Here is a 25837-nt window from a genome sequence, read left to right as displayed (position 1 = left end):
TTTATTATGATAGTGATGTATAAATATAAAGTAAGTCAGCTTTTGTAAATTCATGATAGATATCATTTGTTTGCTTAGTATCTATTAATTTATTAATAGATGTATCAAAATCAAAATCGATAATATCGTAATCTACAAGTTTTGTTTTTTCAATCCAACCAAAGAAAGTATCTTTTAAACATTGATTAGCTTTTACTGCTACTTCTTCATCTGTTCCAGTTAAATGGAAGACATTTTTACCAATATTTACAAACTTAATTAGACTAAGTCCTTGTTCAATATCTTTATTTAAAAAGACATCTAAAACATATGGATGAATCAATGCAAGGCCAATTCCATGAGTTATATCAGTAACTGCACTTAAATCATGCTCTATACTATGAACACTCCACTCTCCACCTTTTTTACCTAGACCTGTTACTCCATTTAAGGCATATGTAGCACTAAGCATTACTTGTGCATTTGATTCATAATTATCTGGTTTACTTAAGTAATCACTTCCATAATTAATCAAATTAAGCATCATAGCTTCTGCCATTCTATCTGGAAAACCTTCATCATTATGTGATGTAAAGTAGTTTTCTAATAGATGAGATAATGTATCAGCTAGACCAGCAACTCTTTGTTTTGGTGGTAATGTAGTAAGTTGATTAGGATCTAAGAATGAGAATACTGGAGCTAGTTCAGGATGTCCTATTGACATTTTATCACATGTTTCTGGATTAGTAACAACTCCACCACAATTCATTTCTGATCCTGTTGCTGAAATAGTTAGTATTGTTCCTAGTGGAATAAACTTAGATTCAGTCTTTGCTTTAGAAGGATCTAATATTAAATCCCAAATATCTTGTTTACAGGCTTGTGCTAAAATCATATGTTTAGAATTATCGATTACACTACCCCCACCTACTGCTAGTATAAAATCAATATTATGCTCGTTTATAAGCTTAACACCCTCTCTAACTGTCGTTACTTCAGGATTAGGCTTAATACCTGATAATTCTATAAATTCTATATTATTATCATTTAATAATGTTACAACTTGATCATATAAGCCATTTCTTTTAATACTGCTCATTCCATAAGTTAAAAGAACTTTGTTTCCATATTTTTTTATTTCTGTAGGTAATTTCTCTAACATATCTTGACCAAATACTAGTTCCGTTTTTCTTTGATATACAAAATTATTCATTTTTATTTCCCTCCATTTTATGTTTTAATTGTTCTAATGCTAATATAAAAATAATTCCAACTACAAACCATATTACTTTAAAATTAGATAAACCTAGTGGTGCTAGATTTAAACTTTGTTTTGTAATTTCATCAGTTAAACTTGTTGGTCCAATACATATTGCATATATAGAACCTATCATAAGTCCTACAACAAAGAATACTGATAATGAACGATAATTGTTCAATAAATATTTTACTAATTTTGAAAAGTAAAATAAACCAATAAGCACACCTAAACCAAAAACTATACATATATCTAAACTTTCAAAGTTAAATTTCATAACATTTTTTACTGCAGTAATTATTGGTACATACAAACCAAAGATTAGTAAGAATGTAGATCCAGAGATTCCAGGTAAAACCATAGCACATATTGCTACCATACCCGCTACAAAGATATACAGATATTTAACTATTGAACCTTCTTCTCCTAAATTAACAGCTCCTGCAGTTGAAGAAGATACTAAATAGACAAATAATATTCCAATAATTGTAAGTAAGATTCCTTTGAGACTAATCTTACTCATCAGCTTTTCTTCCTTAACTATAAAAGGAATTGAAACAATTACAAACCCTAGAAATAATGATGTCATCTCATATGGTTTATGTGTTACTTGAGTAGATACTATAGTAATAGCTAGTCCCATACCAACAATCCAACCCATTAATAATTTGATTAAAAACTCGATTCCTTTTTTTCGATCTTCTTTATTTGCTTTTGAAGACATTGAAGAAATTGCATTGACAAAGTCTTCATATTTACCCATTACATAGGCAATAGTCCCACCACTTACACCAGGTACACTATCTGCAATTGCCATTAGGAAACCTGTTATTGTTGTCATCATATCACTTTTTTGATATTTCATTTATTTACCATCCTTTTCAACTATTTATTCTTAATAATTATACACTAAAATAACACTTAAAGCATTCCTTGAAAGATACATTCACATTATGTCTACTTTAAAACTAGTTTAGTTTTTATTAATATAAATACAATAAAGCGAAAATTGAATTCTCTTTAGAGTTTTACAATTTTCGCTTTTTAATATTAAATTATTTTTTAACTAAAAGCTTTATCTATAAGCTTGCGATACAATAAGTAAAATCCGATAGCTAAAACAATTAATAACACTGAGATTACTCCTGCAACTATATTAATATCTAAATTTAGCAAAAAGACACCTGAAATAGTTGCTCCAATCACTATACCTGCAAATAATAATGAACTTAACATTGTTATCCATATTGATTTAGATCTTTTTACTACCATGATATCTGATTCCCACTCTAATGAAGGGAATTTTAAATCGGCACATAAAGGTATAAATGAAAAGGCACAAGTTACTAAAAATACTGAAACGATCATTATTAGCACATATTGAATATTTAAACCAATTACTAGCATTGGTATTACCATGAAAATAAATGATGTTGCAAATTCTAGTATAAAGTGGAATATTACTTTTCCAATAAAGGCACTTTTCATATCGATTGGCATTGATTTTAAAGCTTCTAAGTTATATGCTTCTCTTGAATATGCTGTAGCTGCTCCATTATTAAATAAAGCAAAGAAACTTGTTATACATACTCCAACTAAAAAGACTGCAGGAATAGATATATAATCATTAATTGAAGCAAATACTTCAACACTTTCTTCATCCATAGTAAAGTAGAAGTAACCCATCATTCCTAAATATACTACAACAACAATTAAGTTACCAAATATTGTATTGAAAAAATAGGCACTTGTTTTTATAAGTTGTTTAGCTTCCATAAAGAAAAACCATTTTTTCACACTTCTAGTTTTTACTTCACTAACTTTAAACTTCTTACCCTTACTTCTATAGTAATCTTTTGAGAAACCAATTGCCCCTTTGTAATATATTTTTTCAAAATATAAAATACTTATTGCTCCAACAACAACGGCAATTAGCATATATAATAAATTAATATATTTGTTTACTGTAAATACTTCCATTGCCCATGTTGGATAGAACATAATTTTACTAGTGGTTGACATCATTGAAGTTAGAGCTTTTGCTAACTCTGATGTATCATCTCCAAAACTAGACATGAAAAATGAAATTGACATGTTTAACCCTAGTAAAGCAACTATAAATAAAAAGTATAAGAAATTTCTAGCAATTGTTTTATTCTTTAATTTATTTAAGAAATACAAGATTGTTCCTGCTAATATTAATGAAATATAAGTTGTTATTAATGGTATTGTAATAAGAAATAGCAAAGAAGAAACTATCATCATTAAATCAAATCCGCTAAATCTTATAGCAATAATTATTAATGGAATATAGGCTAAGCCTACAATCATTAAAACACTTTTATATATAGTAATAACTTTAGCAATAACAAAATCTCTACTTTTAATTGGCATAAATAAATAGTTTTCTAAATTTTTATCTAGGTAACATAATGAATAAGTAAATCCAAAAGAAGAAATTAAACTAATTAATGTTAATGCCATTAAGCCTAATCCTAAAGTAAAGTATCCAATATTAATAGGAATATACTTTGCTATAGTATCAGCATTAAACAGTAATGGTGATAAAATTGCTACAAAGACTGCAATTATTGCAATAACAGCTATTAAATTCATTAAAAAACGGTACTTTGGACCTTTTCTAATAAACTTTATGCTTTGCATTTCATTATAAAATATTTTAGACAGTAGCTTTATCATATGAATTTGTAATCTTAAAGAAAATATCTTCAAGACTTTCACTTTCTGGATATTTTGCTTTTAAAGCATCTAGTGTTCCTTGATATATAAATTTACCACCATTTATAATTATAATTTCATCACATAATTTTTCAGCAACTTCTAAGACGTGTGTTGAAAATAAAACAGTATTACCTTTTTCAACATGTTTTTTCATAGAATCTTTTAAGAATCTTGAAGCAACTGGATCTAAACCTGTTAAAGGTTCATCTAATAAAAAAACACTTGGCTCATGAACTAGAGCACCCATAACGATAATTTTTTGTCTCATACCATGAGAATATGAATCAATTAAGTCATTTAGTTTATCACTCATTAAATATTCTTCTGCTAAAGTTGAAATTCTTTCTTTTAAGACACTATCTTCTACTTCATAAACTGTACCAATAAAGTTTAAGTATTCTAAACCAGTAAGTTTTAAAAACATATCTGCATTATCTGGAACATAACCAAATTGTTTTTTAGCTTCTAAAGCTTGTGTCTTAATAGAAAAGCCATTTATAGTAACATCACCTGTAGTTGGCTCTAAGATTCCAGTCATCATTCTTAATGTTGTCGACTTACCAGCACCATTGTGACCAATAAACCCGATAATTTTTCCAGGTTCAATAACCATATTAGTTGGTTGCAAAGCATAATCTTTAGCTCCTGGATATTTTTTAGATAAATCAATAAATTTTATCATTAATCTCTTCCTTTCAATTACAGTCCTATTTCTTGTGCATTTTTAGCTGCTTTAGGAACTGTTACTTTATCTGTAGTAGTTTCAGAAGTTACTTTCAAATCTGTTACATTAACAGCAGTTTGAGCAGCAATTACTTTTACACTACCATTTGTGACTTTAATAGTACTAGCATCTTCAGATACAAATAAATCATATGCTATGTCTAATGTATCAACAGTACTTAAATCAACGTTTTCTAATTCTTTTTTAGCTTCTTCAGCTTCTTCTTTACTTAAACCTTTAGTAAAAAGATCCACATTATCTTTTAACATTTTTTCTATTGAAGCTTTGTCCATAGTTAATTTTATCATATAACCACTTTTACCATCAACATCTGTTTTAGTATACTCACTAGTTTTAGATGAATCAAAAATTTTTGTTATTGTCTTAGCATCAGTAGTACTATTTAAATCAACATCTTCTACTTTTATACTTGAATCTAAAGGTAATTTCATCCAATTTTTTTCAAATAATACATAAACCATTTTATCTTCAATTATAGCTTGTGCACTCATTTTAGCATCTTTACCATCATCATATGAACCATTAATCATCATTTTAAAGTTTTTAATGTCTACTAATCCATTTAAGCTAACACTACCATTAACATCTTCAGGTACTGACATTGATTTTGGTACATTAATTTTAGCACTCATATCAAACTTAGTATTAGTTTCACTCATTTTTTTACTAGCATCTACATAAGTATTAATTGCTGTTTCTTTAACTTGAGGATCGCTACTTCCACCATTGTTACACCCTGTAACCATAAATAGCAATACTAGTCCAATCATATATAATTTTTTCATTTTTATTCTCCTCATTTTTATATTATATTTCCATATTAAGTGTATCACACATATAACACAAAAAGAAAATTTAATCTCTACAATCTATTGATATTATCTATAATATAACATAATTTTAACTCATAAAAAAGAAACTGTGTAAATACAGTTCCTTTTATACATTATATTTTTTTATTAAGTCTTTTATATCTTTACTAAATTCTTCATTATTTAATAAATCAGGTCTATTTTTTATAGTTTTTATTACTGATTGTTCTAAACGCCACTGATTTATATTTTTATGATGACCACTAAGCAAGACATCTGGAACCTTCATTCCATCGTATTCTTGTGGTTTAGTATATTGAGGGTATTCTAATAATCCGTTTTGAAATGAGTCTTCTTCATGAGATTTTTTTTCAATAACACCATCGACTAACCTACCTATTCCATCCATCATTACCATACTAGCTAGTTCACCACTAGTTAATACATAATCTCCAATTGAATATTCATAATCAACATAGCTTCTTATTCTTTCATCATAGCCTTCATAATGACCACAAACAAAGATTAATTCTTCTTCAAGAGCTAACTTATTAGCTTCCTTTTGGGTAAATGGTTTACCAGTAGGACAAACTAAAATTATCTTACTATTATTACTACTATTTGCAAGTAAAGCATCATGTATTGGTTGGACGGTTAAAACCATTCCATTACCACCACCATATGGTGTATCATCAACCTTATGATGTTTATTGGTAGTATAATCACGATAATCTATTATATCTACAGATAAATTATCACTTTCAATTCCTCTTTTAATAATCGAATGATTTTTAAAGCTATGTATTAAATCAGGAAATAATGTTAATACCTTAAATTTCATTAATATAGACCTTCTATATCACTTAAATAAATTTCATTTTTAGCCATATCAACATCAGTTACAATTGCTTTAACAAAGGGAATCATTACCTCATCCTCATTATGTTTAATAATTAATATTTGACTTGCACCTGTATCCATTACTCTAATAACTTTACCAATATTTTCTTTATTATAATTTAAAACATCTAAACCAACCAAGTCAAAGAAATAAAACTCATCTTCTGCTAATTCCATACGATTTTCTTTATTAACTTTTACTTCATATCCTTTATACTTTTCAACATCATTAATATTAAAAATACCAGTAAATTTAACAAGTACCATTCCTTTATGTTCTCTAACAGAATCAATTTTCATTTCTACTGTTTCTCTAGGACCAACTAACAGCAAAATATTACCTTTTTTAAAACGTTCTTCTTTGAAGTCAGTTGTACTTTTAATTTTAACTTCACCTTTAATACCGTGAAAACCAGCAATATATCCAATATTTATATTATCTTGCATCTTAATCCTCCTTTAATTACCCTTATATATAAAATAGGCGATACTCACACTAATAGTGCTTTTTCGCCAAATTTTTAAAATGATTCAAAATCAACTAATATCTTTTTCTTTTCCTCACTAGCTGCTGCACGAACCAATTGTCTAATAGCATTAGCATTACGACCAGACTTTCCAATTAATCTTGGAATTTGTTGTTCGTGAGCAATGATTAGTATTTTAAGTTCATCTTCATTAGCCGTAGGCATAACTTTGACATCAAGACTAGAAGCATCTTCTAGCAATGGTGTTACAATTGTCTTTACGATGCTTACATAATCTTTCATTATTTTTGAAGTTTACTTTCGTGGAATTTTTTCATAATTCCAGCATCAGAGAATAAGTTTCTAACTGTAGTTGTTGGTGCTGCACCGTTTCCTAACCATTTTAAAACTAATTCTTCTTCAATTTTCACTGTTGCAGGAACAGTGTTTGGATCATAAGTTCCTACAGTTTCAATAAATCTACCATCTCTTGGAGATCTTGAATCTGCTGCTACTATACGATAGAATGGTTTTTGTTTTGAACCCATTCTTTTTAATCTAATTTTAACTGCCATATTGTGTACTTCCTTTCTATTTACTATCAGTAATATTTTTACTTTTTTATTATATCTCATTACCATTGTGGTGTCAACCTTTTATGGTTGACACCACATAGATTATTATTAGAAAGTTAGCTTCAAAAAAGTAACTACTTGAAGATTATAGTATTACTTTATAATCATTTATATACTAGTTTATCAAAAAAAAGAAAACACTATCGACATCTTATCAACGTTTACTAGTGTTTTAAAATCACTTCAAGAGTGTTCTTCTATTATAATAGTTTCTTTATTCTATTAGTATATCAGTTAATGAATTTTAAAGTTTTTTAGACAAAAATATTTGATCATTTTTAGTACTGATATCTTTGGAATCTTCACAATTCTGAATCTTTTTCTATTTCTAGAATAATGCTATTTTCTTATTTTATTTATGATATAATATTTCTAGAAAATACTCTGTGGAATTTAAAACTGGAGGTAGATAATTATGTTTAATAATTATAGCCTTCTTTAACTTTTCTAGGGAAGGCTTAAGTTTATAAACTGTAATTTTGAAAATATTACCATTAACATTGGTAGTATTAACATTATTAGTATTACAATTATAATTTTTCTAGTTGTAGTACTTGCAATCGTTTTTGCACTGGTTTATCTTTTTAAAAAAAGAAAAAACATTAGCTAGACCCTACGAAGTTTACTAATGTTTTAAAACCACCACAGAGTATTTTCTGTTTCTATAAATAGTATACTAATATTTATAAGTGTTGTCAATATAACAAGTATAAAAGCTTATATTATGCAAAGTGTAAAGTTAACTTCTACACTTTACTGAATAAAATATTGTCTACTAGATAGTAACCTCTTTTTAAGAGCAGTACTTGCAATCGTTTTTGCACTGGTTTATCTTTTTAAAAAAAGAAAAAAACATTAGCTAGACCCACGAAGTTTACTAATGTTTTAAAACCACCACAGAGTATTTTCTGTTTCTATAAATAGTATACTAATATTTATAAGTGTTGTCAATATAACAAGTATAAAAGCTTATATTATGCAAAGTGTAAAGTTAACTTCTACACTTTACTGAATAAAATATTGTCTACTAGATAGTAACCTCTTTTTAAGAGCAGTACTTGCAATCGTTTTTGCACTGGTTTATCTTTTTAAAAAAAGAAAAAAACATTAGCTAGACCCTCACAAAATTTACTAATGTTTTTAAAAAACCCACAGAGTATTTTCTGTTTCTATAAATAGTATACTAATATTTATAAGCGTTGTCAATAAAACAAGTATAAAAGTTAGTATTATACAAAGTAAAAAGTTAATTTTTGGACAACAATTTAAATAGAAAAATCAATACTTACTTTGTTGCATATATAACTATTAGTATATAATTATAGACCTTTTAACCTTTTCATGATATGTCTTAAATATTCAAACTATTATTCTTTTATAATATAAAAAGCTAAGTATTGTTTTAATAACAAGTGCTTAGCTTTTTAAAATTGAGTATACTTGCCAAAGTTAAGTAATTAGATTTTTATATTCTAATTACTTTTAAAATACTATAAGTTTAATTAGTAATAGTTTACTATTTCTAATTGAAACTATTATAGCAAGATACTTTCTAAAATTAATATGTATTGCTTAAATACTTTAATTATTATATACTCAATTATTTTCTATCATCTATTGTTGTATTTCTTTATACTAAAGTTGCTGTCAAATCTTTATTTTATTTCCAAAATTCTGTTAGTTCATTATTTATTTGAATATGATTTGAGGCTATTAATCGATGGTTCCAATGATATGGCATTAGTGATGCATAGTCGTTTTTTTCAAAACGACTATCTATTAATAATATACTTCCTTTATCGTTATGGTCTCTTATTAATCTTCCTGCAGACTGAATCACTTTATTCATGCCTGGTATTTGATAAGCGTATAAAAAACCACTGCTATTACTCTTATCATAATAATCCTTTAAGAGGTTTTGTTCAAAACTTATCATTGGAAGACCTACTGAAATAATTGCAACCCCTATTAATCGATCACCTTTCAAATCTATCCCTTCTGAAAAAATTCCTCCCATAACGCAAAAGGCAATTATTGGCTTTTCATTATCTTCTTTAAATTTAGCTAAAAACTGTTCTCTTTCGCTTTCTTTCATTTCTTTTGTTTGTTTTATTATTTCAAAGCTTTCATCTTTAAATTGTTCAAAAATATCATTCATATATTTATAAGATGGAAAGAAGAACATATAGTTACCTTTTTTAGTAGTCACATACGATTTTAAGGTGTTTACTAATTGAATGCTGTATTGATTTCTTAATGCATATGTTGTTGCAATTTTTTTATGTATTATTATTTTTTGATTTTCTTGATCAAAGGGGCTAGCAATCAAGTAGTGCAAATCTTCTTTACATCCTCCTAGTATTTCTTTGTAATAGTTTATTGGAGAAAAAGTTGCTGAAAATAAAACACTTGATCTTGCAATAGCTAGCGACTTTGCTAACATCTTATTAGGATGTAAACAAAACTGTTTAATTATTACATTATTATCAATATAACAACATGTAATATAATCATCATTAAAAAATTCAGATATCTTTAAGTAGTTTAGTACCATGAAATATAACTCTAATGGTGTATCATCATCCAAATATTTTTGATTTTCAATTAAATATTTAGATAAAAGATTGCTTAAATCATATAATATAAAGTTTAATTGTTCAAAACTTAAACCATAAGCTGCTTCTTTAGTTGTCTGTGAATCAACTATTTCATATATATAACTTTCAATACTTTCTATTTTTTTATATATTTTTTTATTATTATTAAAATATGTCTTAGCATCTATAAAGCTTTGTAAGTCTATTTCAGATGAATACATCATACGTGATCTATCTACTAAATTATGTGCTTCATCAATCAAAAATATATAATCAGAATTCTTTTGTTCAAAGTATCTTTTTAAGTATACTCTCGGATCAAATAGATAATTATAATCACAGATTACTAAGTCTGCAAACATGGAAACATCTAATGATAATTCAAAAGGACATACCTCATATTCTAGAGCATATTTATGAATAAGATCTTTGTCAAAGATATCATTTTCATTAATTAAATTATATAAAGCAGTATTTAATTTATCATAATAACCATCAGCATATTTACATTTTTCTGGATTACAATCTCTTTTATCTAAAAGACATACCTTATCTTTTGCAGATATTAATACTGTTTTTAATTTTATATCTTGATTTGAAAATTGTTTAATAGCATCTAAAGCCACTTGCCTAGTTATTGTTTTAGCTGTTAAATAAAATATTTTATTACCATAATCATTTCCCATTGCTTTTAAGCTTGGAAATAGTGTTGATAGTGTTTTACCTACACCAGTTGGTGCTTCTACATACAGTTTCCTTGATGCTACTACACTTTTATAAACTGCAATAGATAATTCTTTTTGTCCTTTGCGGTATTGTTCAAAACAAAATTCTATTTCTTTTAAACTATTATTTCTTGTAATACGCCACTCTGTTACAAATTTATGCCATTTAGCATATTCAATTAATAATTCATCCATAAATAGTTTTAATTGTTTATACTCATATACTCTTATAACTTTATCAATCTTTTTTTCAGTTGTTTCATAATATGTTAGTTGAATACTTATTTCTGATAAGTTATTAGAATCTGCAACTATAAATGCATAACACATTGCTTGATACCAATACATATCTAGAATATTATCTTTTATTGCTTCAAATGGTGTTGTTGATGTTTTAATTTCATCTATTATTATTTTGTTATTTTCAGTAATAATCCCATCAGCTCTGCCATCAACAATAAATGGGATGCCATTCATCTCTGTTTGATATTTTAAAAATACTTCACTTTGATAATTACTTCCTGCTTCGCTTTGAATTTTACGATGAATTCGTGCACCTTCTAATGCTGTGTGTTCACTTTGATGTCTATTATCAATATTGCCACTTCTTTTGACTATATCTAATAAATTTCTAATTGATATTCTATTTCGATCAAACATCTTACACCTCCATTATCTACCTTATTTACATTATTCTATTATAATATGATTTATCTATTAATACTATTGCTTTTTTAAGACTAAAATCAGCCATAACTAAAAAAACAAACAATTAATTTTGCTTGCTTTTTCTTTGTTCAAATATCTTTATTAAAAATAAAATTATTTAATGATTATATTTTTCATCTATAATTACAGTTTTATCAAATACTAATGCTAATGAAATTGCTTCTTTTAAAAGACTAATTGAATTAGCTTTAATAACACTTACTATCTTTCCATTTATTGATGTATAAACATATAATGGGAATTTTAACTGTTTTGCTTTAAACCATTCTAATTCACTTCTTACTTTTATATAGTTTGAATTATAACAATTATTATAATTTATGCTGTGTTTTAGTTTATAATTATTTTCTTTACTTTTTAAACTATATTTTATTTTACTAACGCTTTTTTCAAAGATATCATTAATACTATTACCTTTTAAATTAAGCTTACTAATATCTTTCATAATAGCATTCCTTTCTTTATTATATAAAATTATCTAACATGATATAATCTAAGTATTTCTTAAGCTTAGATTTATTTATTTTAATGCTTTTAATGTAATAGAGAATACAATTTTATTATCATAACTTTCAACATCAATACTACCTTTATGAATATTAATTATCTCTTTTGAAATTGCTAATCCTAAACCAGCTCCACCTGTATAGGTTGTTCTTGATTGATCTCCTCTATAAAATGGATCAAAGAATTTTTTTAGTTTTTCTTTAGCTATCGTTTGCCCTTCATTTATCAATAATATTTTTATTATTGAATCGTCTAAATAATCAGTAGACAGTATAATATCTACTGTTGAGTTAGGAAATGCATATGATACAGCATTTGAAAGAATATTATCTAAAGCACGTTGTAATTTATTACTATCAACTTCTACATAAATGTTTTCTTGTATTGTTTGTCTCAACTTTATATTCTTACTTGCAAAAATTGGTATATATTCAAATGATAATTGTTCTAAAAGTAAAGATAAATTAATATTTGTTTTTACTAATGTTTCCATTGATAGACTTAATCTAGATAATTCAAAGAACTCATTTATTAGCGTTTCTAATCTATCACTTTTATCATTTACTATATCAATATATTTATCTCTTACTTCTATTTCTAGTTCCTCTTCTTTAAGCAGTTGTAAATATCCTTTTATAGAAGTTAGTGGTGTTTTAAGATCATGGGCTAAATATACCATTAATTCATTTTTTCTTTCTAATGATTCTGCTGCAATAGCTTTATTAGTATTAATACTTTCATTAATATCATCAATTATTAATTGTAGTTCATTAAGTTCTACTGGCAATTTATGTCTAATTGTATTATCACTTAATAGTTCACTTGTTACTTTTTTTATGTTTTCTATATAAGAAATACATTTGTATAAACTAGTTACAAGAATATAAGAAGTTATTATAAAAAGTGAAAGTGGGCCCGCTACATAAAATATTTTATAATATATATTTTTTAAGATAGTGTATGTCAAAATACTTTTATTGGCTGCATATTGCTGTATTACTGGAGTTATATAATAAATGAATAACAAAAATAGACCTAAAATTATATATGCTCTTATTAATCTTACGATAGTTTTTCTAAGCAGCATTTTTTTGATATTTTCTTGATCCTGTTTGGTATTATTCAATTAAATAGCCTACTCCCCATACAGTTTTTATATATTTTGCATGATTTTTATTATTATCTATTTTTTCTCTTATTCTTGCGATATGTGCCATTATTGTATTATTTGAATTAAAAAACTTTTCTTCCCAAACTACTTTAAAGAGATCTTCTGAAGATACTACTATTCCTTTATTTCTAGCTAGATAATAAAGTATTTTATACTCTATTGGCGTAAGTGGTATAATTTCACCATTTAATTTAACTTTTCTTGATTCATTATTAATTATTAATTCTCTAATTTCAATTACACTATTTGAACTAGCTTCTAAACCAAATGAATTATAATTTTGATTTCTTCTTAAGTGGCTATTTATTCTGGCTAATACTTCTTCTATATTAAATGGCTTGGTTATGTAATCATCTGCTCCAAATGTTAAACCTGTAATCTTATCATTATCTGCATCTAATGCTGTTAACATTATTATAGGGAAGAAATATTTAATTCTTAATCTACTTACTATATTAAAACCATTAATATCCCCTAACATTACATCTAATAATACTATATCTGGTTCAGTTCTTTTTACTTCATCTAAAAAAGATGTTCCATCATAAAAAACTTTTACTTTAAATCCATTTTTTTCTAAAATAGACTTTAATAAATTAGCAATTTCTTGTTCATCATCTACTACATATATTATCCTTTCCATATAAACTCTCCTTGTATAACATTTTATATATATTATAACATTTATCTCATGAACTATTAGTAAATATCATAAATTCGTAAGATTTAACTATAGATATTTTTAGGAACATTAATTTTTAAAGCTAATAATAGACAAGAATTAAATATAAACATAGGAGGAAGTGCAAATGTTAAATCAAATAGTTATAGTTGGAAGGTTAGTTAAGGATCCTGTTACTATTGAAACTAATGATGGAAAAAAATTAGCAAATATTACATTAGCTGTCCAAAGAAATTTTAAGAATTCTGAGGGTAATTACGAAACTGATTTTATTGACTGTGTTTTATGGAAAGGTATTGCAGAGTCAACTAGTAATTATTGTTCAAAAGGAAGTGTCCTAGGTATTAAAGGACGTTTAGTTACTAGTGTTTTTAAGAATAATGAAGGTTTATCGAGAAAAAGTGTCGAGGTCGTTGCTGAAAAGGTAAGTTTTATTGGAAACTCTAACAAGGATGTTTCTACTACTGAATAATTTATAGAATAACGAAAAGAGCCTAGCACCTTAATTTAAATTAAGATACTATGGCTCTTTTCGTCGATTTTAATTACATTGAATTAAAATTAAGTAATGTTTAATATGCTAGGCATAAATACATTCCTCAAATTAGAGTACATTACTGTACTTCTAATACCTATATTATAGCAAATAATATTTGCTATCCCTTTAAATATACTCTAGATATTTTGTTTTAATTATGAATGCTTTTACTTTGCAGTTACTTCATTAGTAAGTTTTCCAGTAGTTAGTATTTCATTGAAGTTATCATATGAAACTTCTACCATATTTTTTAATGCTTCATCAGTATTAGAACCAATATGTGGTGTAATTAAAACTCTAGGATAAAGCTCTACTAATTCATTAACAACTGCATCTTTGATTGGGTTTTCTTTATCAAACTTTTTAAAGAATAATGTTGTTTCATTTGGCATAACATCTGTTCCAAAGCCACTTAATTTATTAGATTTTAAGGCATTTAATATATCTATATTAGATTGTAATTCACCTCTAGCTGTATTAACTAAAATAGCATTATCTTTCATTTTATTTATAAATTCTTCGTTTATATAACCATCATTCTTTCCTGGGAAATATGGCATATGTATTGATACTATATCACTTTGTTTTAGTAGTTGATCATGTTCTACATATGTTGCAAAAGCTTTTGCCTCTTCATTTATGTATGGATCATAAGCTAATACATTAGCTCCAAGTCCTTTAAATAATTTAGCTTCTGTAATTCCAATTTTACCCATTCCTATAATACCTACAGTACAATTTCTAATTTCTTTGCTGTACATTTGAGGTGTTACAATAAAGTTTTTTTCTGAAGTTCTTGCTACTGTATAAGCTAAGTTTCTAACTAGCATCATAGCTAAACCTACAGATAATTCCGCAACTGAATTTGGTGAGTATGCTGGTACTCTTGCTACTTTGATACCTAATTCTTTTGCCGCATTTAAATCTATATGATTAAAACCAACTGTTCTTGTAAATACATATTTAATTCCATTATTTTTCATTATTTCTAAATTTTGTCTATCTGCAACACAATTACTTCTTAGTAATACTGCATCTTGATTTTCAACTGTATTGATATTATCGTGCGTTAATAACTCTTCTAATAATGTTAAATCATAATTGTATTTATTATATTTTTTAAATGTATCTACTTCATTACTTCTTACTCCATAACATACTATTTTAAACATTTGTATTTCCTCCTATTTTTAGAATAAACTTTTACCTACTACTTCAAGAATAACAATCCATACTGGTGTCATAATAACTGCTAATATAGTAGAGATTAACGATGCATTTGAAGCAAGCAATGCTTCTTTATCAAAACTAATTGCATATGCTGCAGCAACTGTTGCTGTTGGAGCTGCCATCATGATAACTACTGTACCTAATGCTGTTGCATCTATTTTTAAGATTCCTGTTGCATTAAGTACTGCAAGACAAATGATATTTATTGCTGGGACTACTATTACTTTAATTACACTGTAATACCAAGATGTTTTATCTTTTGCTGCATCGCTAAATTTAATTGCTCCAAGAGTTGCTCCTATTGATAACCAAGCTAATGGTGATGCTAAACTTGAAAGATATTTCATTGGCTGAAATAACCAAACTGCTGTTTGATCAATTCTTAAAAAGGCAACATTTGAAACGACACCATCTTCACCTGTGATTGCTACTTGAGGTAATGAACCTTGAATAAGCCAAATAATTAATCCTGCAAATGTCGCAATTACTATTGGATTTAAGAACATTGTTTTAATGTTTTTAGCTTCCATTTTTAAACCGCTCATTTTTATGTATCCATATGAATATAAAAATATTCTATAACCTATATTAAAAATTGAACTGTACATTACTCCTAGTGGTCCATAAATTGCTGAAACAATTGGAGTTCCAAAAAATGTTGTTGATCCAAAGATAGTTAAGACTCTTAAAGTATCTTGTTTATCTCCCTTGTATTTAAGAAAGAAAAACTTAGAGATAAATATAAGTAATACATAGACTACTAATCCCCAAATCAATAAGTTCATTCCTTTTGTTAGTTTTTCCCCATCTATATCTTGCATAAATGCAGTAAAAGCTAAACATGGTAATGCAACTGATAGTACTACCTTTGTAAGCGTTTTCGCGAAGGTATCAGTAAATATACCTTTTTTCCTACATAGAAAACCTAGCAGTATAATAAATACTGTTGATGTTATTGCACTAAGTATATCCATGTCAGTTAATGTTGTTTTTATGATTTCTAAAAAATTCATTTTATCTATTCCTCTCAATATTTTTTATAGATACATTATATACCTTTAATTTATAGTTACAATGTTATGTACATGTTATATTTTTCACATAACTTAATACACTATATGTACACTTATTGTTGGTATATTATTATAAGGTTAGAAGCATCACAACTGAACATATATATAGTTAAGAACCATTAATTAGTGCAATTATTAATAAATAATTCTTATATCTTTGTAGACAACATAGGTTTTGTAGTGTATGATATGGGCAAGTGTAAATAGAGGTTGCTTTTAATCAATAGTATCTAAATTTAGTAAGCCAATTACTTTGATGTTTAGAAAAAGGGATTATTAGCCGAAGTTTGAAACATGGCAAGTTTCTTTCTGGTGAATAGTAATAATATATTATTCACTCCCACAATGGTGGAGGCGCTATTCTAAATATTTTACAATATTTTAAGGCGTCTTCACTCAAAGGTGGAGGCGCTATTTCTTTGTATTAAGAAATCAATTGCGCCTTACTAATCATAGTAGGCGCTTTTTATTTATGTCATTTGCACTTAAACTAATAACTCAAAGGAGAGAAAGAAAATGAAAAAACAACATCTTAGTATTATCTTTGCATTAATTATTACTTTCGTATTGGTTGGGTGCTCTAGCAAAAAGGACGATAATAACAGTAACACCACAACAAAAGTATTAACAGTTGGATTAGAATGTGATTATGCACCATACAATTGGACTACTACCAAAGCTAAAAAAACTGATAATGCTATCGCAATTGAAGGTTCAAAAGGATATTGTGAAGGCTATGATATGTGGATGGCTAGACAAATTTCTAAAATTACAGGTTATGAAATAAAAGTTAAAAAAATGAGTTTTGATGGTTTAATTCCAGCATTACAAAGCCATGATATTGATGCGATAATTGCTGGAATGTCACCTACTGATGAAAGAAAAAATACTATTGCTTTTAGTAAAGTTTATTTTAGAGAAAATATTACTATGGGACTTGTAGTTAAAAAAGATAGTAAATATGCTAAAGGAAGTGAACTTTCAGACTTTAAAGGCGCTAATCTATCTGCTCAACAAGGTACTACTCAAGTAAACTTACTAAGTCAAATTAATCCTGATTCTAAAGCAGTTGCACTACCAGATTATAATGCCTTAGTTCAAGCTACTAAATCTGGTAGCATTGATGGTTATTTAGGTGAATTACAAGTTGCACAGCAACATGTTGCTGCAAACAGTGATTTAACTTTAGTAGATCTAACAAATAAATTTAAACTTACAGAAGCTGAAAGCACTGTTGCTATTGGTTTGAGAAAAGATGATACAAAACTTTTAGATACTATTAATAATGCTTTAGCTCAAATTCCAGATGATCAAAGAATAGCTGAAATGGAAAAAATCCAAGCTAATATTGATAACTAAAAACAATTACATCCTACTTATTTATATTAATATTATTAATAATTATAGTAGTACTATTATATTATCTATGTAAAAATATTGAGTTATTTATATATTGTAATTGTATTTTAATTGATAAATAATAGTTAAATAGACTCTTACATTATTGACTTAAATTACACGCGAGTGTATCATGTCACTCAAGTGCAAAAGCTCACAATTGTAAATCCTCTAAAAATTGAGGTCTATTTTAACTTTTGAAACAGCTTATGCTGGTAATATTTTATTATTAATTATAATTGTATTATTAACGCTTAAATATAATATGTAAGGAGTGAAGAGAAATGAAAAAGAATATTTCTATTATCATGACATTAGTAATTTGTTTTATATTAGCGGGGTGTTCAAACAACCATCGTACTACTGAGAGTGATAAAAATCATCTAGACAAGAAAACTTTAACAATCGGTTTAGAATGTGACTTCACTCCTTATAACTGGACTACAACAAGTGCAAAAAAAGGTGAATATAGTCTTCCAATTGATGGCTCTAAGGGTTATTGCGAAGGTTATGATATATATATAGCTCAACAAATAAGTAAACAACTTAATTTAGATATAGTAGTTAAAAAGATGTCTTGGGATGGTGTCATCCCAGCTTTAAAAAGTGGACAAATTGATGCTATTATTGGTGGTATGGCACCAACTACTGAAAGACAAAAAGAAATTGCCTTTTCAAAACCATACTTTACAGATAAAGCAGCAATGGCAATTATAATACCTAAAGATAGTAGTTTAGCTAAAGCTAAGACACTAGCTGATTTTGCTGGTAAAAACATTACTGCTCAACAAGGTACAACACAAGCAAATCACATAAGTGATATAAAAGATAATAAATCAACAGCACTACTACCAGATGTTTCATCATTAGTAGAAGCTGTAAAAGCTAAAACTGTAGATGGATATTTGGCTGATTCTAAAGTTGCTCAAGAACAAGTTGCAGCTAATCCACAACTTATGGCAATAGATGTAAGTAAAGAAATTAATTTAGATCCATCTGAATCTACAGTAGCAATTGGTATATCTAAAGATAATACTGATTTAAAAAATAAAATAAATGGTGTACTTGACTCAATAAGTGAAAAAACAAGAATATCAGTTATGGAGCAGCTACAGCAAGAAATAGGTGAATAACATGGATACGTTAATTCAACAGTTATGGTATTTGCTAAGCAATTACCAAGAACTTTTTATAGAAGGTATTATTAATACACTTCTTATAGCATTATTCGGTACTATTATTGGTATGGTACTAGGGATGATATTACTATTTTTTAGAACATTAGAAGCAACCGACTACGACTCTAAAATAATAATCTTTTTAAAAGCATTTGGTAGAAAACTATCCGCAGCTTATATTGATATAGTGCGTGGTACTCCTATGATGGTTCAGGCAATGATTTTCTTTTATGGCTTTGCCTCTGGGATAAAAATGCCTGTCTTCTATGCAGCAATATTCATAGTATCTTTTAATACTGCTGCATACATTGCAGAAGTAATTAGATCAGGAGTCAATGCATTGGGTAAAGGAAGTTTTGAAGCTGCATATACACTTGGTATGAGCAAATTTCAAACTTTAAGATATGTTGTCTATCCTCAGGTAATTAAAAATAGTTTACCTGCATTGTTAAATGAATTAATAATAAATGTAAAAGACTCTTCTGTATTGTCAGTAATAGGCTTTACTGATTTGTTTTACAATGCAAAGGCCGCAAGTTCTGAAACATATATGACAGTACAAGCTTTTATTTTAGTAGCAATTATATATTTAATTATTACTTTTAGTCTTACAAAAATTATTTCATTAATATCTAAGAAAGTATTTGAAAATGATACAAAACTACTACAAGATACTAATCAAAATCTAGCACCTGAAGTTTCTTTAGGAGGTGCAATCTAATGAGTAATGCAATAATAAATGTTGAAAATTTAGAAAAATCTTTTGATAATAATCAAGTACTATATGATATCAACTTTAATATCAATAAAGGTGAAGTAGTAACTCTTATAGGTGCAAGTGGAAGTGGAAAATCAACGCTATTAAGATGCTTAAATTTATTAGAAAAACCTGATGATGGTAAAATATTTTTTGAAGGTACTAATATATTAGAAAATAAATTAAAAATAAAAGAAGTCTTACCTAAAATGGGGATGGTTTTTCAAAATTTTAATTTATTTGATAATCTTTCAGTTTTAGATAATTGTATGTTAGCTCCTAGATTAGTTAAATCAATATCTAAAGAAGAAAATAGAGCTTTAGCAATGTCATACTTACAAAAAGTTGGAATGGAACGATTTGCCAATATAAATGTAGCTAGTTTGTCAGGCGGTCAAAAGCAAAGAGTTGCAATAGCTAGAGCCTTGTCTATGGAACCAGATATAATGTTATTTGATGAGCCTACTAGTGCTTTAGATCCTGAATCAGTAGGAGAAGTCTTACAAGTAATGAAAGATCTTGCTGATACAGGAATGTCTATGATAGTAGTTACTCACGAGATGAGTTTTGCACAAGAAGTTTCAGACAAAGTATGTTTTATGAATAATGGAAGAATAATTGAAGAAAATATACCTGAAGTGATTTTCACTAATCCTCAACAAATAGAAACAAAATCATTTTTAAGTAGATATTTAGATCGATAAGTAATAAAAAAGTGTCATTTTATAATGGCACTTTTGTGATATTTATTGAATTTTATTTACATTAATTAAAGGCGTTTATAATGTTATCTAAGTTATTATATGATAAGATTTTATTAGAAAAATAATTTGGGGGTAAATAAATGAATTCACTTAGAAAAAACATAATTAAGAAACAAAAGTATGACTTAATAATTAGTCCAATAATTGTTATTATTCTTACTGCAAGCATTGGTCTTTTTCCAATTGTAGCTTATTATTTTAGTAAAATAATAATATTAGAAAATTTAGATAAAAAACAAGGAAATGCATTGAAAGGTATGTTAATATTAACTAGTTTACTAAGTGTAATTTTTATGATAACTTCATTTACATATACCGTTTTTTTAGATTATGAAGTTGTTGCAATCATATGTTTATTAAGTACTTTAATAGCATATTATTACATGAATAAATCTCATAATCAAACATTAGTGTCAAACTCAATAATTACTACTAAAGAAGTAGAAAAATTTATTTAAGGAGAACCAGATATGAATAATGAAACAACAATAAAACTAAATAATGGCTATGAAATTCCAATAATTGGTTATGGTACATTTCAAGCATTTGATCATGAAGTTGAAAAAGGTGTAAAATACGCCTTATTAAATGGCTATAATATGATTGATACAGCTGCAATTTATGAAAATGAAATAGAAGTTGGTATTGGAATTAAAAATAGTGCTCGTACTAGAGAAGAAATCTATGTTACTACAAAGTTATGGAATGATTATCGAGGATACTACTTTACTAAAGTAGCTTTAAATGAATCTTTACAAAGATTAGATTTAGACTATATAGATCTTTACTTAATACATTGGCCAAATCCTAAAAGTTTTAGACATAATTGGCAAGAGATGAATGCAGAAAGCTGGCGTGCTATGGAAGACATGGTTACTGAAGGTAAAATAAAATCTATAGGTGTTTCTAATTTTGAAATACACCATTTAAAAGAGTTAGAAAAAACAGCAAAAATAATGCCTGCTGTTAATCAAGTACGATTAATACCTGGTGCTTTTAAACCAGAACTAGTTGAATACTGTAAAGAAAAAGGAATTGTTTTAGAAGCTTACAGTCCATTTGGACAAGGTGCTTTATTAGATCATCCAATTATTATGAATATTGCAGAAAAATATAATAAAACAACTGCACAAATTTGTCTTAGATGGAGTATTCAAAAAGGATTTATACCACTTCCTAAATCTGTTCATGAAATAAGAATTAAAAGTAATATTGAGATATTTGATTTTAATTTATCTACTGAAGAAATGCATCAACTAGATACAATTGAAGTTGATACTCATGATAATTCCAACAATCCAGATATTATTGATTTTTAAAACAAAAGCAACCGTGAGGTTGCTTTTACCTTTGCTAATTTCCTGAAGTGAATTTTAAGCCAACTATACCTGTAAGCAATAAGAAAACAAATAGTAAACGACTTAAGCTCATGCTTTCTTGAAAGAAAATAACCCCAACTATAACAGCTCCTAGTGCACCTATCCCTGTCCAGATTGCATAAGCAGTTCCCATTGGTAAAGATTTAGTAGCTTGTGAAAGTAAGTAAAAACTAATTGCCATTCCAATAAATGTTGCAATTGAATATGGAATATTAGTAAATCCATGTGATAATTTCAAAAATGTTGCCCATACTACCTCAAAAATCCCTGCTATTATTAAATAGATCCATGCCATGATAACATCTCCTTTTTAAATAAAAAAATCATTCATAATATGTCTTCATAGGCCTACTGACATTATTGTGAATGATTTTACTACCCGGCGGTAGTTATTTATTATTTAATTTATTTCTACCTTTAGATATTATCAACATTTTTACAAATAGTCAATGATTATTTGTGTTTATATTTCATAGACAATTTTTAGATCAATTCATCTAAGTGTTTAGCTAAATCATTTATTATATCATCTAAGTCTTCTAAGCCAATTGAAGCTCTTAATAAACTATCTTTTATGCCACATGCTAATCTATCTTCTAAAGCATATGGAGAATGAGTCATACTTGCTGGATGTTGAATTAAAGATTCAGTATCTCCTAGTGATACAGCTAAAGTAAATACTTCAAGTGAATTTGCTAATTGTTCTGCTGCTGCATAACCACCCTTTAATTCAAATGCAATTAATCCAGAAAACATACTCATCTGTTTTAATGCTATATCATGATTTTGATGTGATTTTAAACCAGGATAATATACCTTTTCAACCGCAGGATGCTTTTCTAAAAACTCAGCAACTTTCATTGCACTTTGGCTATGGCGATCCATTCTTATTGGTAAAGTCTTTAATCCTCTATTTATCAAAAAGGCATCAAATGATGACATTACACTTCCAGTCATATCTTTTAATCCTTCTAAATTACATTTCAGAATAAAGTCTTTATCACCACAAATAATTCCAGCTATTAAATCTCCATGACCATTCAAATATTTGGTTGCCGAGTGAACTATTACATCAATTCCAAATTCTTTTGGTCTTGTGATGTATGGTGTAGCAACTGTGTTATCTACAATTGATAATAATTCATACTTCTTTGCTAAAGTTGCTACAACATTTAAATCAATTATTTTTAATGTTGGGTTTGCTGGTGTTTCACAATATAAAATTTTAGTATTTTCTTTAATTGCACCTTCCAAAGCTTTTTGATCACAAAAATCTACAAAAGTTGTTTCTACTCCAAATTTTGTTAATTGATGCTCAAGTAATGCTCTTGTACAACCATATAATACTTCATCAGCAACTATATGATCTCCTGTTTTTAAAGCTGTCCATAAGGCTGTCGCTATTGCACCCATTCCTGAACTTAATGCTAATGCTGCTTCAGTATTTTCTAAAGATGCCATTTTTTCTTGTAAATATGTTGTTGAAGGATTCCCAAGTCTTGAGTAGATATAACCTTCTTCTTCTAATGCAAATCTTCTTCCACCTTGTTTTGTATCATCAAATATCATTGTTGATGATGCATAAATTGGAAATGTTAAAGTTCCATATTCATTTTCATGTCTTGATGTATGGATTGAGCGTGTCGCAAATCCAAGTTTTTTCTCATTATTCATTTTTAGATGTCCCCTTATTTATAATTTGATTATTATTATTTAAGACCATTCTAACAAAGTATTTTAACTTTGTAAATAGATTTATTATATAAATCTATAACAATTAATTATACATGTGATACAATGAATAAAAACATATTTGTGAAAATATAGTTAAAACTTGGCAATATAAGACTTAATGTCTTTTAAAAGTTTATTTATAGTTAATTTTATTATATAATAATTTATAGGCGGTGACTTACATGCATTTTATTGAAATTATTCAAAATACTATGACTAATAAGGAAATAATAGGAGCAATTAGCTCTACATTATTAATTATTATGCTTGGATATTACCTTAGATACAAGGATATTTTTAGTGATAGAATAGCTAAAACAATGTCAGATATTGCTATGCAAGTTGCTTTACCCTGTATGGCATTTAATGCTTTTATGCAGGACATTAATGATGAAAAAATGAAACAAGGTATCTATCTTCTACTTTGGGGATTTGTTGTTTATTTCTTTTTAATTATTTTTTCTAAAGTTTTATATTTTAAATTTGATAGACAAAAAGAAGATGTTTTAAGAATAATGACCGTTTTTGGTTCCGCAACTTTTTATGGAACACCAATTTGTGCTGCCTTATATGGTCCAATTGGTGTTATGTATAGCTCTATTTATAATATTGGTTATCGTGCTTATTTATATAGTTATGGTGTAATGAAAATGAGTGGTTTAAAATTTGAAAAAAAGAACTTTAAACAGATGGTTGGTAATCCTGTTTTAATTGCAACTATCCTTGGTATGATAATTTGGTGGTTTCAAAATTCAATGCCTCAAATATCAGTTTTAAACCCCGAGAATAATGAGCTTGTTTCATATGGTATTTTAAGAATTGATCAAAGTGCTTATTGGTTATATAAACCAATGACTTATCTTGCTAGTTTAGCATCACCACTTGCTTGGATGTCAATAGGAGCTACTTTAGGATCTATTAGAATTTCTGAAGCTGCCTCAAATAAAATCTCTTGGTTATATACCTTTAATAAATTAATTACAATCCCAATAGTAAGTATCTTTTTATTATTTATTGGAACAGCAATAGGATTATTCCATTTTGATGCTTATGGTATTGGAGTTGTTGTAATTATGGCTGCAACACCTGCTGCTACTATTACTGCATCTCTTGCTATAAGTTATGATAAAGAAGCTTTACTAGCTTCTAATGCAACCCTCATATCGACTGTTGTTGCTGTCATACTGACCCCTGTTTGGATTATACTCATTGATATATTAGCAAATTTACCCTTTTTCAAATAAAAAAACCAACGTGTAATTAATACACGTTGGTTTTTTATTTACTTTATACTGTCATTAATTCTACTTCTTTATTTTTAGCAATTGAATCAATTTCTTTAATATTAGTGTCTGTTAATTTTTGTACATCTTCTTGATATGATGTAATTTCATCTTTTGTTAACTCTTTATCTTTTTTTATTGCATCATTTGCATCTCTTCTAATATTACGAATGGCAATTTTTGCTTCTTCAGCAATTTTATAAACATCTTTAACTAAAACTTTTCTAGTTTCTTCAGTAAGTGGTGGAATATTTAATCTAACATTTTCCCCATCATTTTGTGGATTAATTCCTAAATCAGCTGCATTAATTGCTTTTTCTATTTCTTTTACTAAAGTTTTATCAAATGGTTTAATCAATAATTGACGTCCTTCTGGTACTGAAATAGATGCTACTTGATTTAATGGAGTTGGTGAACCATAATATTCAACTTCAATTCCATCTAACATATTTGGATTAGCTCTTCCTGTTCTTATTTGAACAAGTGCATTTTCAAAACTTTCAATTGATTTGTGCATTTTTTCTTTTGTATTATTTATTACTATTTGACTCATA

General features: G+C 27.3%; 26 protein-coding genes and 1 riboswitch. Of the genes, 8 read left to right on the top strand and 18 right to left on the bottom strand.

Annotation, left to right across the window (positions count from 1 at the left end):
- Positions 1-4 precede the first annotated feature (4 nt).
- The 13 genes from ACD762_RS00885 to ACD762_RS00825 all read right to left on the bottom strand — a co-directional run bounded on the left by ACD762_RS00885 (position 5) and on the right by ACD762_RS00825 (position 13910).
- Positions 5-1192 (bottom strand): iron-containing alcohol dehydrogenase, encoded by a 1188-nt coding sequence (locus ACD762_RS00885; protein ID WP_423363940.1) that lies wholly within the window; start codon positions 1190-1192, stop codon positions 5-7.
- Positions 1185-2102: a DUF368 domain-containing protein gene (locus tag ACD762_RS00880; protein WP_423363939.1), complete on the bottom strand. Its 918-nt coding sequence runs from the start codon at positions 2100-2102 to the stop codon at positions 1185-1187. Before ACD762_RS00880 ends, ACD762_RS00885 begins: the two co-directional genes overlap by 8 nt.
- Positions 2103-2299: 197 nt before the next feature.
- On the bottom strand, positions 2300-3937 hold the full coding sequence (locus ACD762_RS00875; protein WP_423363938.1) for a hypothetical protein: 1638 nt from the start codon (positions 3935-3937) through the stop codon (positions 2300-2302).
- Complete coding sequence (locus ACD762_RS00870) at positions 3918-4661, bottom strand: ABC transporter ATP-binding protein (RefSeq protein WP_423363937.1); 744 nt, start codon at positions 4659-4661, stop codon at positions 3918-3920. Before ACD762_RS00870 ends, ACD762_RS00875 begins: the two co-directional genes overlap by 20 nt.
- A 17-nt stretch (positions 4662-4678) precedes the next feature.
- Complete coding sequence (locus tag ACD762_RS00865; RefSeq protein ID WP_423363936.1) at positions 4679-5509, bottom strand: hypothetical protein; 831 nt, start codon at positions 5507-5509, stop codon at positions 4679-4681.
- A 154-nt stretch (positions 5510-5663) separates the two neighbouring features.
- The gene (trmD, locus tag ACD762_RS00860) at positions 5664-6377 is read right to left on the bottom strand and encodes a tRNA (guanosine(37)-N1)-methyltransferase TrmD (protein ID WP_423363935.1); all 714 of its coding nucleotides are present in this window, start codon (positions 6375-6377) and stop codon (positions 5664-5666) included.
- Positions 6377-6883 carry a ribosome maturation factor RimM gene (gene rimM / locus ACD762_RS00855; protein WP_423363934.1) on the bottom strand — a complete coding sequence of 169 codons (507 nt, stop codon included), beginning with the start codon at positions 6881-6883 and terminating at the stop codon, positions 6377-6379. The genes trmD and rimM overlap by 1 nt, the downstream gene beginning before the upstream one ends.
- A gap of 74 nt (positions 6884-6957) precedes the next feature.
- Positions 6958-7206, bottom strand: coding sequence for a KH domain-containing protein (locus tag ACD762_RS00850; RefSeq protein ID WP_423363933.1), 249 nt, complete (start codon positions 7204-7206; stop codon positions 6958-6960).
- Positions 7206-7478: a 30S ribosomal protein S16 gene (gene rpsP / locus ACD762_RS00845; RefSeq protein WP_423363932.1), complete on the bottom strand. Its 273-nt coding sequence runs from the start codon at positions 7476-7478 to the stop codon at positions 7206-7208. Before rpsP ends, ACD762_RS00850 begins: the two co-directional genes overlap by 1 nt.
- A 1720-nt stretch (positions 7479-9198) precedes the next feature.
- Complete coding sequence (locus ACD762_RS00840) at positions 9199-11520, bottom strand: ATP-dependent DNA helicase (RefSeq protein ID WP_423363931.1); 2322 nt, start codon at positions 11518-11520, stop codon at positions 9199-9201.
- Between the two features lie 166 nt (positions 11521-11686).
- Entirely contained in the window at positions 11687-12034 is a 348-nt protein-coding gene (locus ACD762_RS00835; protein WP_423363930.1) for a hypothetical protein, read from the bottom strand.
- Positions 12035-12109: 75 nt separating this feature from the next.
- Positions 12110-13222: a sensor histidine kinase gene (locus tag ACD762_RS00830; protein ID WP_423363929.1), complete on the bottom strand. Its 1113-nt coding sequence runs from the start codon at positions 13220-13222 to the stop codon at positions 12110-12112.
- The gene (locus ACD762_RS00825; RefSeq protein WP_423363928.1) at positions 13215-13910 is read right to left on the bottom strand and encodes a response regulator transcription factor; all 696 of its coding nucleotides are present in this window, start codon (positions 13908-13910) and stop codon (positions 13215-13217) included. The genes ACD762_RS00830 and ACD762_RS00825 overlap by 8 nt, the downstream gene beginning before the upstream one ends.
- A 166-nt stretch (positions 13911-14076) precedes the next feature.
- Between ACD762_RS00825 and ACD762_RS00820 the strand changes: the two genes are divergently transcribed.
- Positions 14077-14421, top strand: coding sequence for a single-stranded DNA-binding protein (locus ACD762_RS00820; protein WP_423363927.1), 345 nt, complete (start codon positions 14077-14079; stop codon positions 14419-14421).
- A gap of 233 nt (positions 14422-14654) precedes the next feature.
- Here the strand turns inward: ACD762_RS00820 and ACD762_RS00815 are convergent, their stop codons facing one another.
- A complete protein-coding gene (locus tag ACD762_RS00815) occupies positions 14655-15659 on the bottom strand; it encodes an NAD(P)-dependent oxidoreductase (protein ID WP_423363926.1) in 1005 nt (334 codons plus the stop codon).
- A gap of 18 nt (positions 15660-15677) precedes the next feature.
- Positions 15678-16730 (bottom strand): AEC family transporter, encoded by a 1053-nt coding sequence (locus ACD762_RS00810; protein ID WP_423363925.1) that lies wholly within the window; start codon positions 16728-16730, stop codon positions 15678-15680.
- A gap of 256 nt (positions 16731-16986) precedes the next feature.
- Positions 16987-17158, top strand: a riboswitch (Lysine riboswitch).
- Positions 17159-17306: 148 nt separating this feature from the next.
- Here ACD762_RS00810 and ACD762_RS00805 point away from each other — a divergent pair.
- The 6 genes from ACD762_RS00805 to ACD762_RS00780 all read left to right on the top strand — a co-directional run bounded on the left by ACD762_RS00805 (position 17307) and on the right by ACD762_RS00780 (position 22206).
- Positions 17307-18149: a transporter substrate-binding domain-containing protein gene (locus ACD762_RS00805; RefSeq protein WP_423363924.1), complete on the top strand. Its 843-nt coding sequence runs from the start codon at positions 17307-17309 to the stop codon at positions 18147-18149.
- Positions 18150-18472: 323 nt separating this feature from the next.
- Positions 18473-19321: a transporter substrate-binding domain-containing protein gene (locus ACD762_RS00800; RefSeq protein ID WP_423363923.1), complete on the top strand. Its 849-nt coding sequence runs from the start codon at positions 18473-18475 to the stop codon at positions 19319-19321.
- Position 19322: 1 nt separating this feature from the next.
- Positions 19323-20087: an amino acid ABC transporter permease gene (locus tag ACD762_RS00795; RefSeq protein ID WP_423363921.1), complete on the top strand. Its 765-nt coding sequence runs from the start codon at positions 19323-19325 to the stop codon at positions 20085-20087.
- Positions 20088-20098: 11 nt separating this feature from the next.
- Positions 20099-20827: an amino acid ABC transporter ATP-binding protein gene (locus ACD762_RS00790; RefSeq protein ID WP_423364701.1), complete on the top strand. Its 729-nt coding sequence runs from the start codon at positions 20099-20101 to the stop codon at positions 20825-20827.
- Positions 20828-20967: 140 nt separating this feature from the next.
- Positions 20968-21345, top strand: coding sequence for a hypothetical protein (locus tag ACD762_RS00785; protein ID WP_423363920.1), 378 nt, complete (start codon positions 20968-20970; stop codon positions 21343-21345).
- A 12-nt stretch (positions 21346-21357) separates the two neighbouring features.
- A complete protein-coding gene (locus ACD762_RS00780) occupies positions 21358-22206 on the top strand; it encodes an aldo/keto reductase (protein ID WP_423363919.1) in 849 nt (282 codons plus the stop codon).
- A 34-nt stretch (positions 22207-22240) separates the two neighbouring features.
- Here ACD762_RS00780 and ACD762_RS00775 read toward each other — a convergent pair whose 3' ends face one another.
- On the bottom strand, positions 22241-22561 hold the full coding sequence (locus ACD762_RS00775; RefSeq protein WP_423363918.1) for a DMT family transporter: 321 nt from the start codon (positions 22559-22561) through the stop codon (positions 22241-22243).
- A gap of 188 nt (positions 22562-22749) precedes the next feature.
- On the bottom strand, positions 22750-23940 hold the full coding sequence (megL, locus tag ACD762_RS00770) for a methionine gamma-lyase (protein WP_423363916.1): 1191 nt from the start codon (positions 23938-23940) through the stop codon (positions 22750-22752).
- A 242-nt stretch (positions 23941-24182) separates the two neighbouring features.
- Here megL and ACD762_RS00765 point away from each other — a divergent pair, with 242 nt between their 5' ends.
- Positions 24183-25244, top strand: coding sequence for an AEC family transporter (locus ACD762_RS00765; RefSeq protein ID WP_423363915.1), 1062 nt, complete (start codon positions 24183-24185; stop codon positions 25242-25244).
- Positions 25245-25287: 43 nt separating this feature from the next.
- On the opposite strand, the gene frr is transcribed toward ACD762_RS00765, so the two are convergent.
- Positions 25288-25836, bottom strand: a complete 549-nt coding sequence (gene frr / locus ACD762_RS00760) for a ribosome recycling factor (RefSeq protein ID WP_423363914.1) — start codon at positions 25834-25836, stop codon at positions 25288-25290.
- Position 25837 lies beyond the last annotated feature (1 nt).

The sequence above is a fragment of the Mycoplasma sp. P36-A1 genome (genome assembly GCF_049478495.1).
In the GTDB taxonomy this organism is placed as follows: domain Bacteria; phylum Bacillota_I; class Bacilli_A; order JAJDGJ01; family JAJDGJ01; genus P36-A1.
Note: the sequence above shows the minus strand (reverse complement) of the source record. Positions and strands in the feature narration are given on the sequence as shown.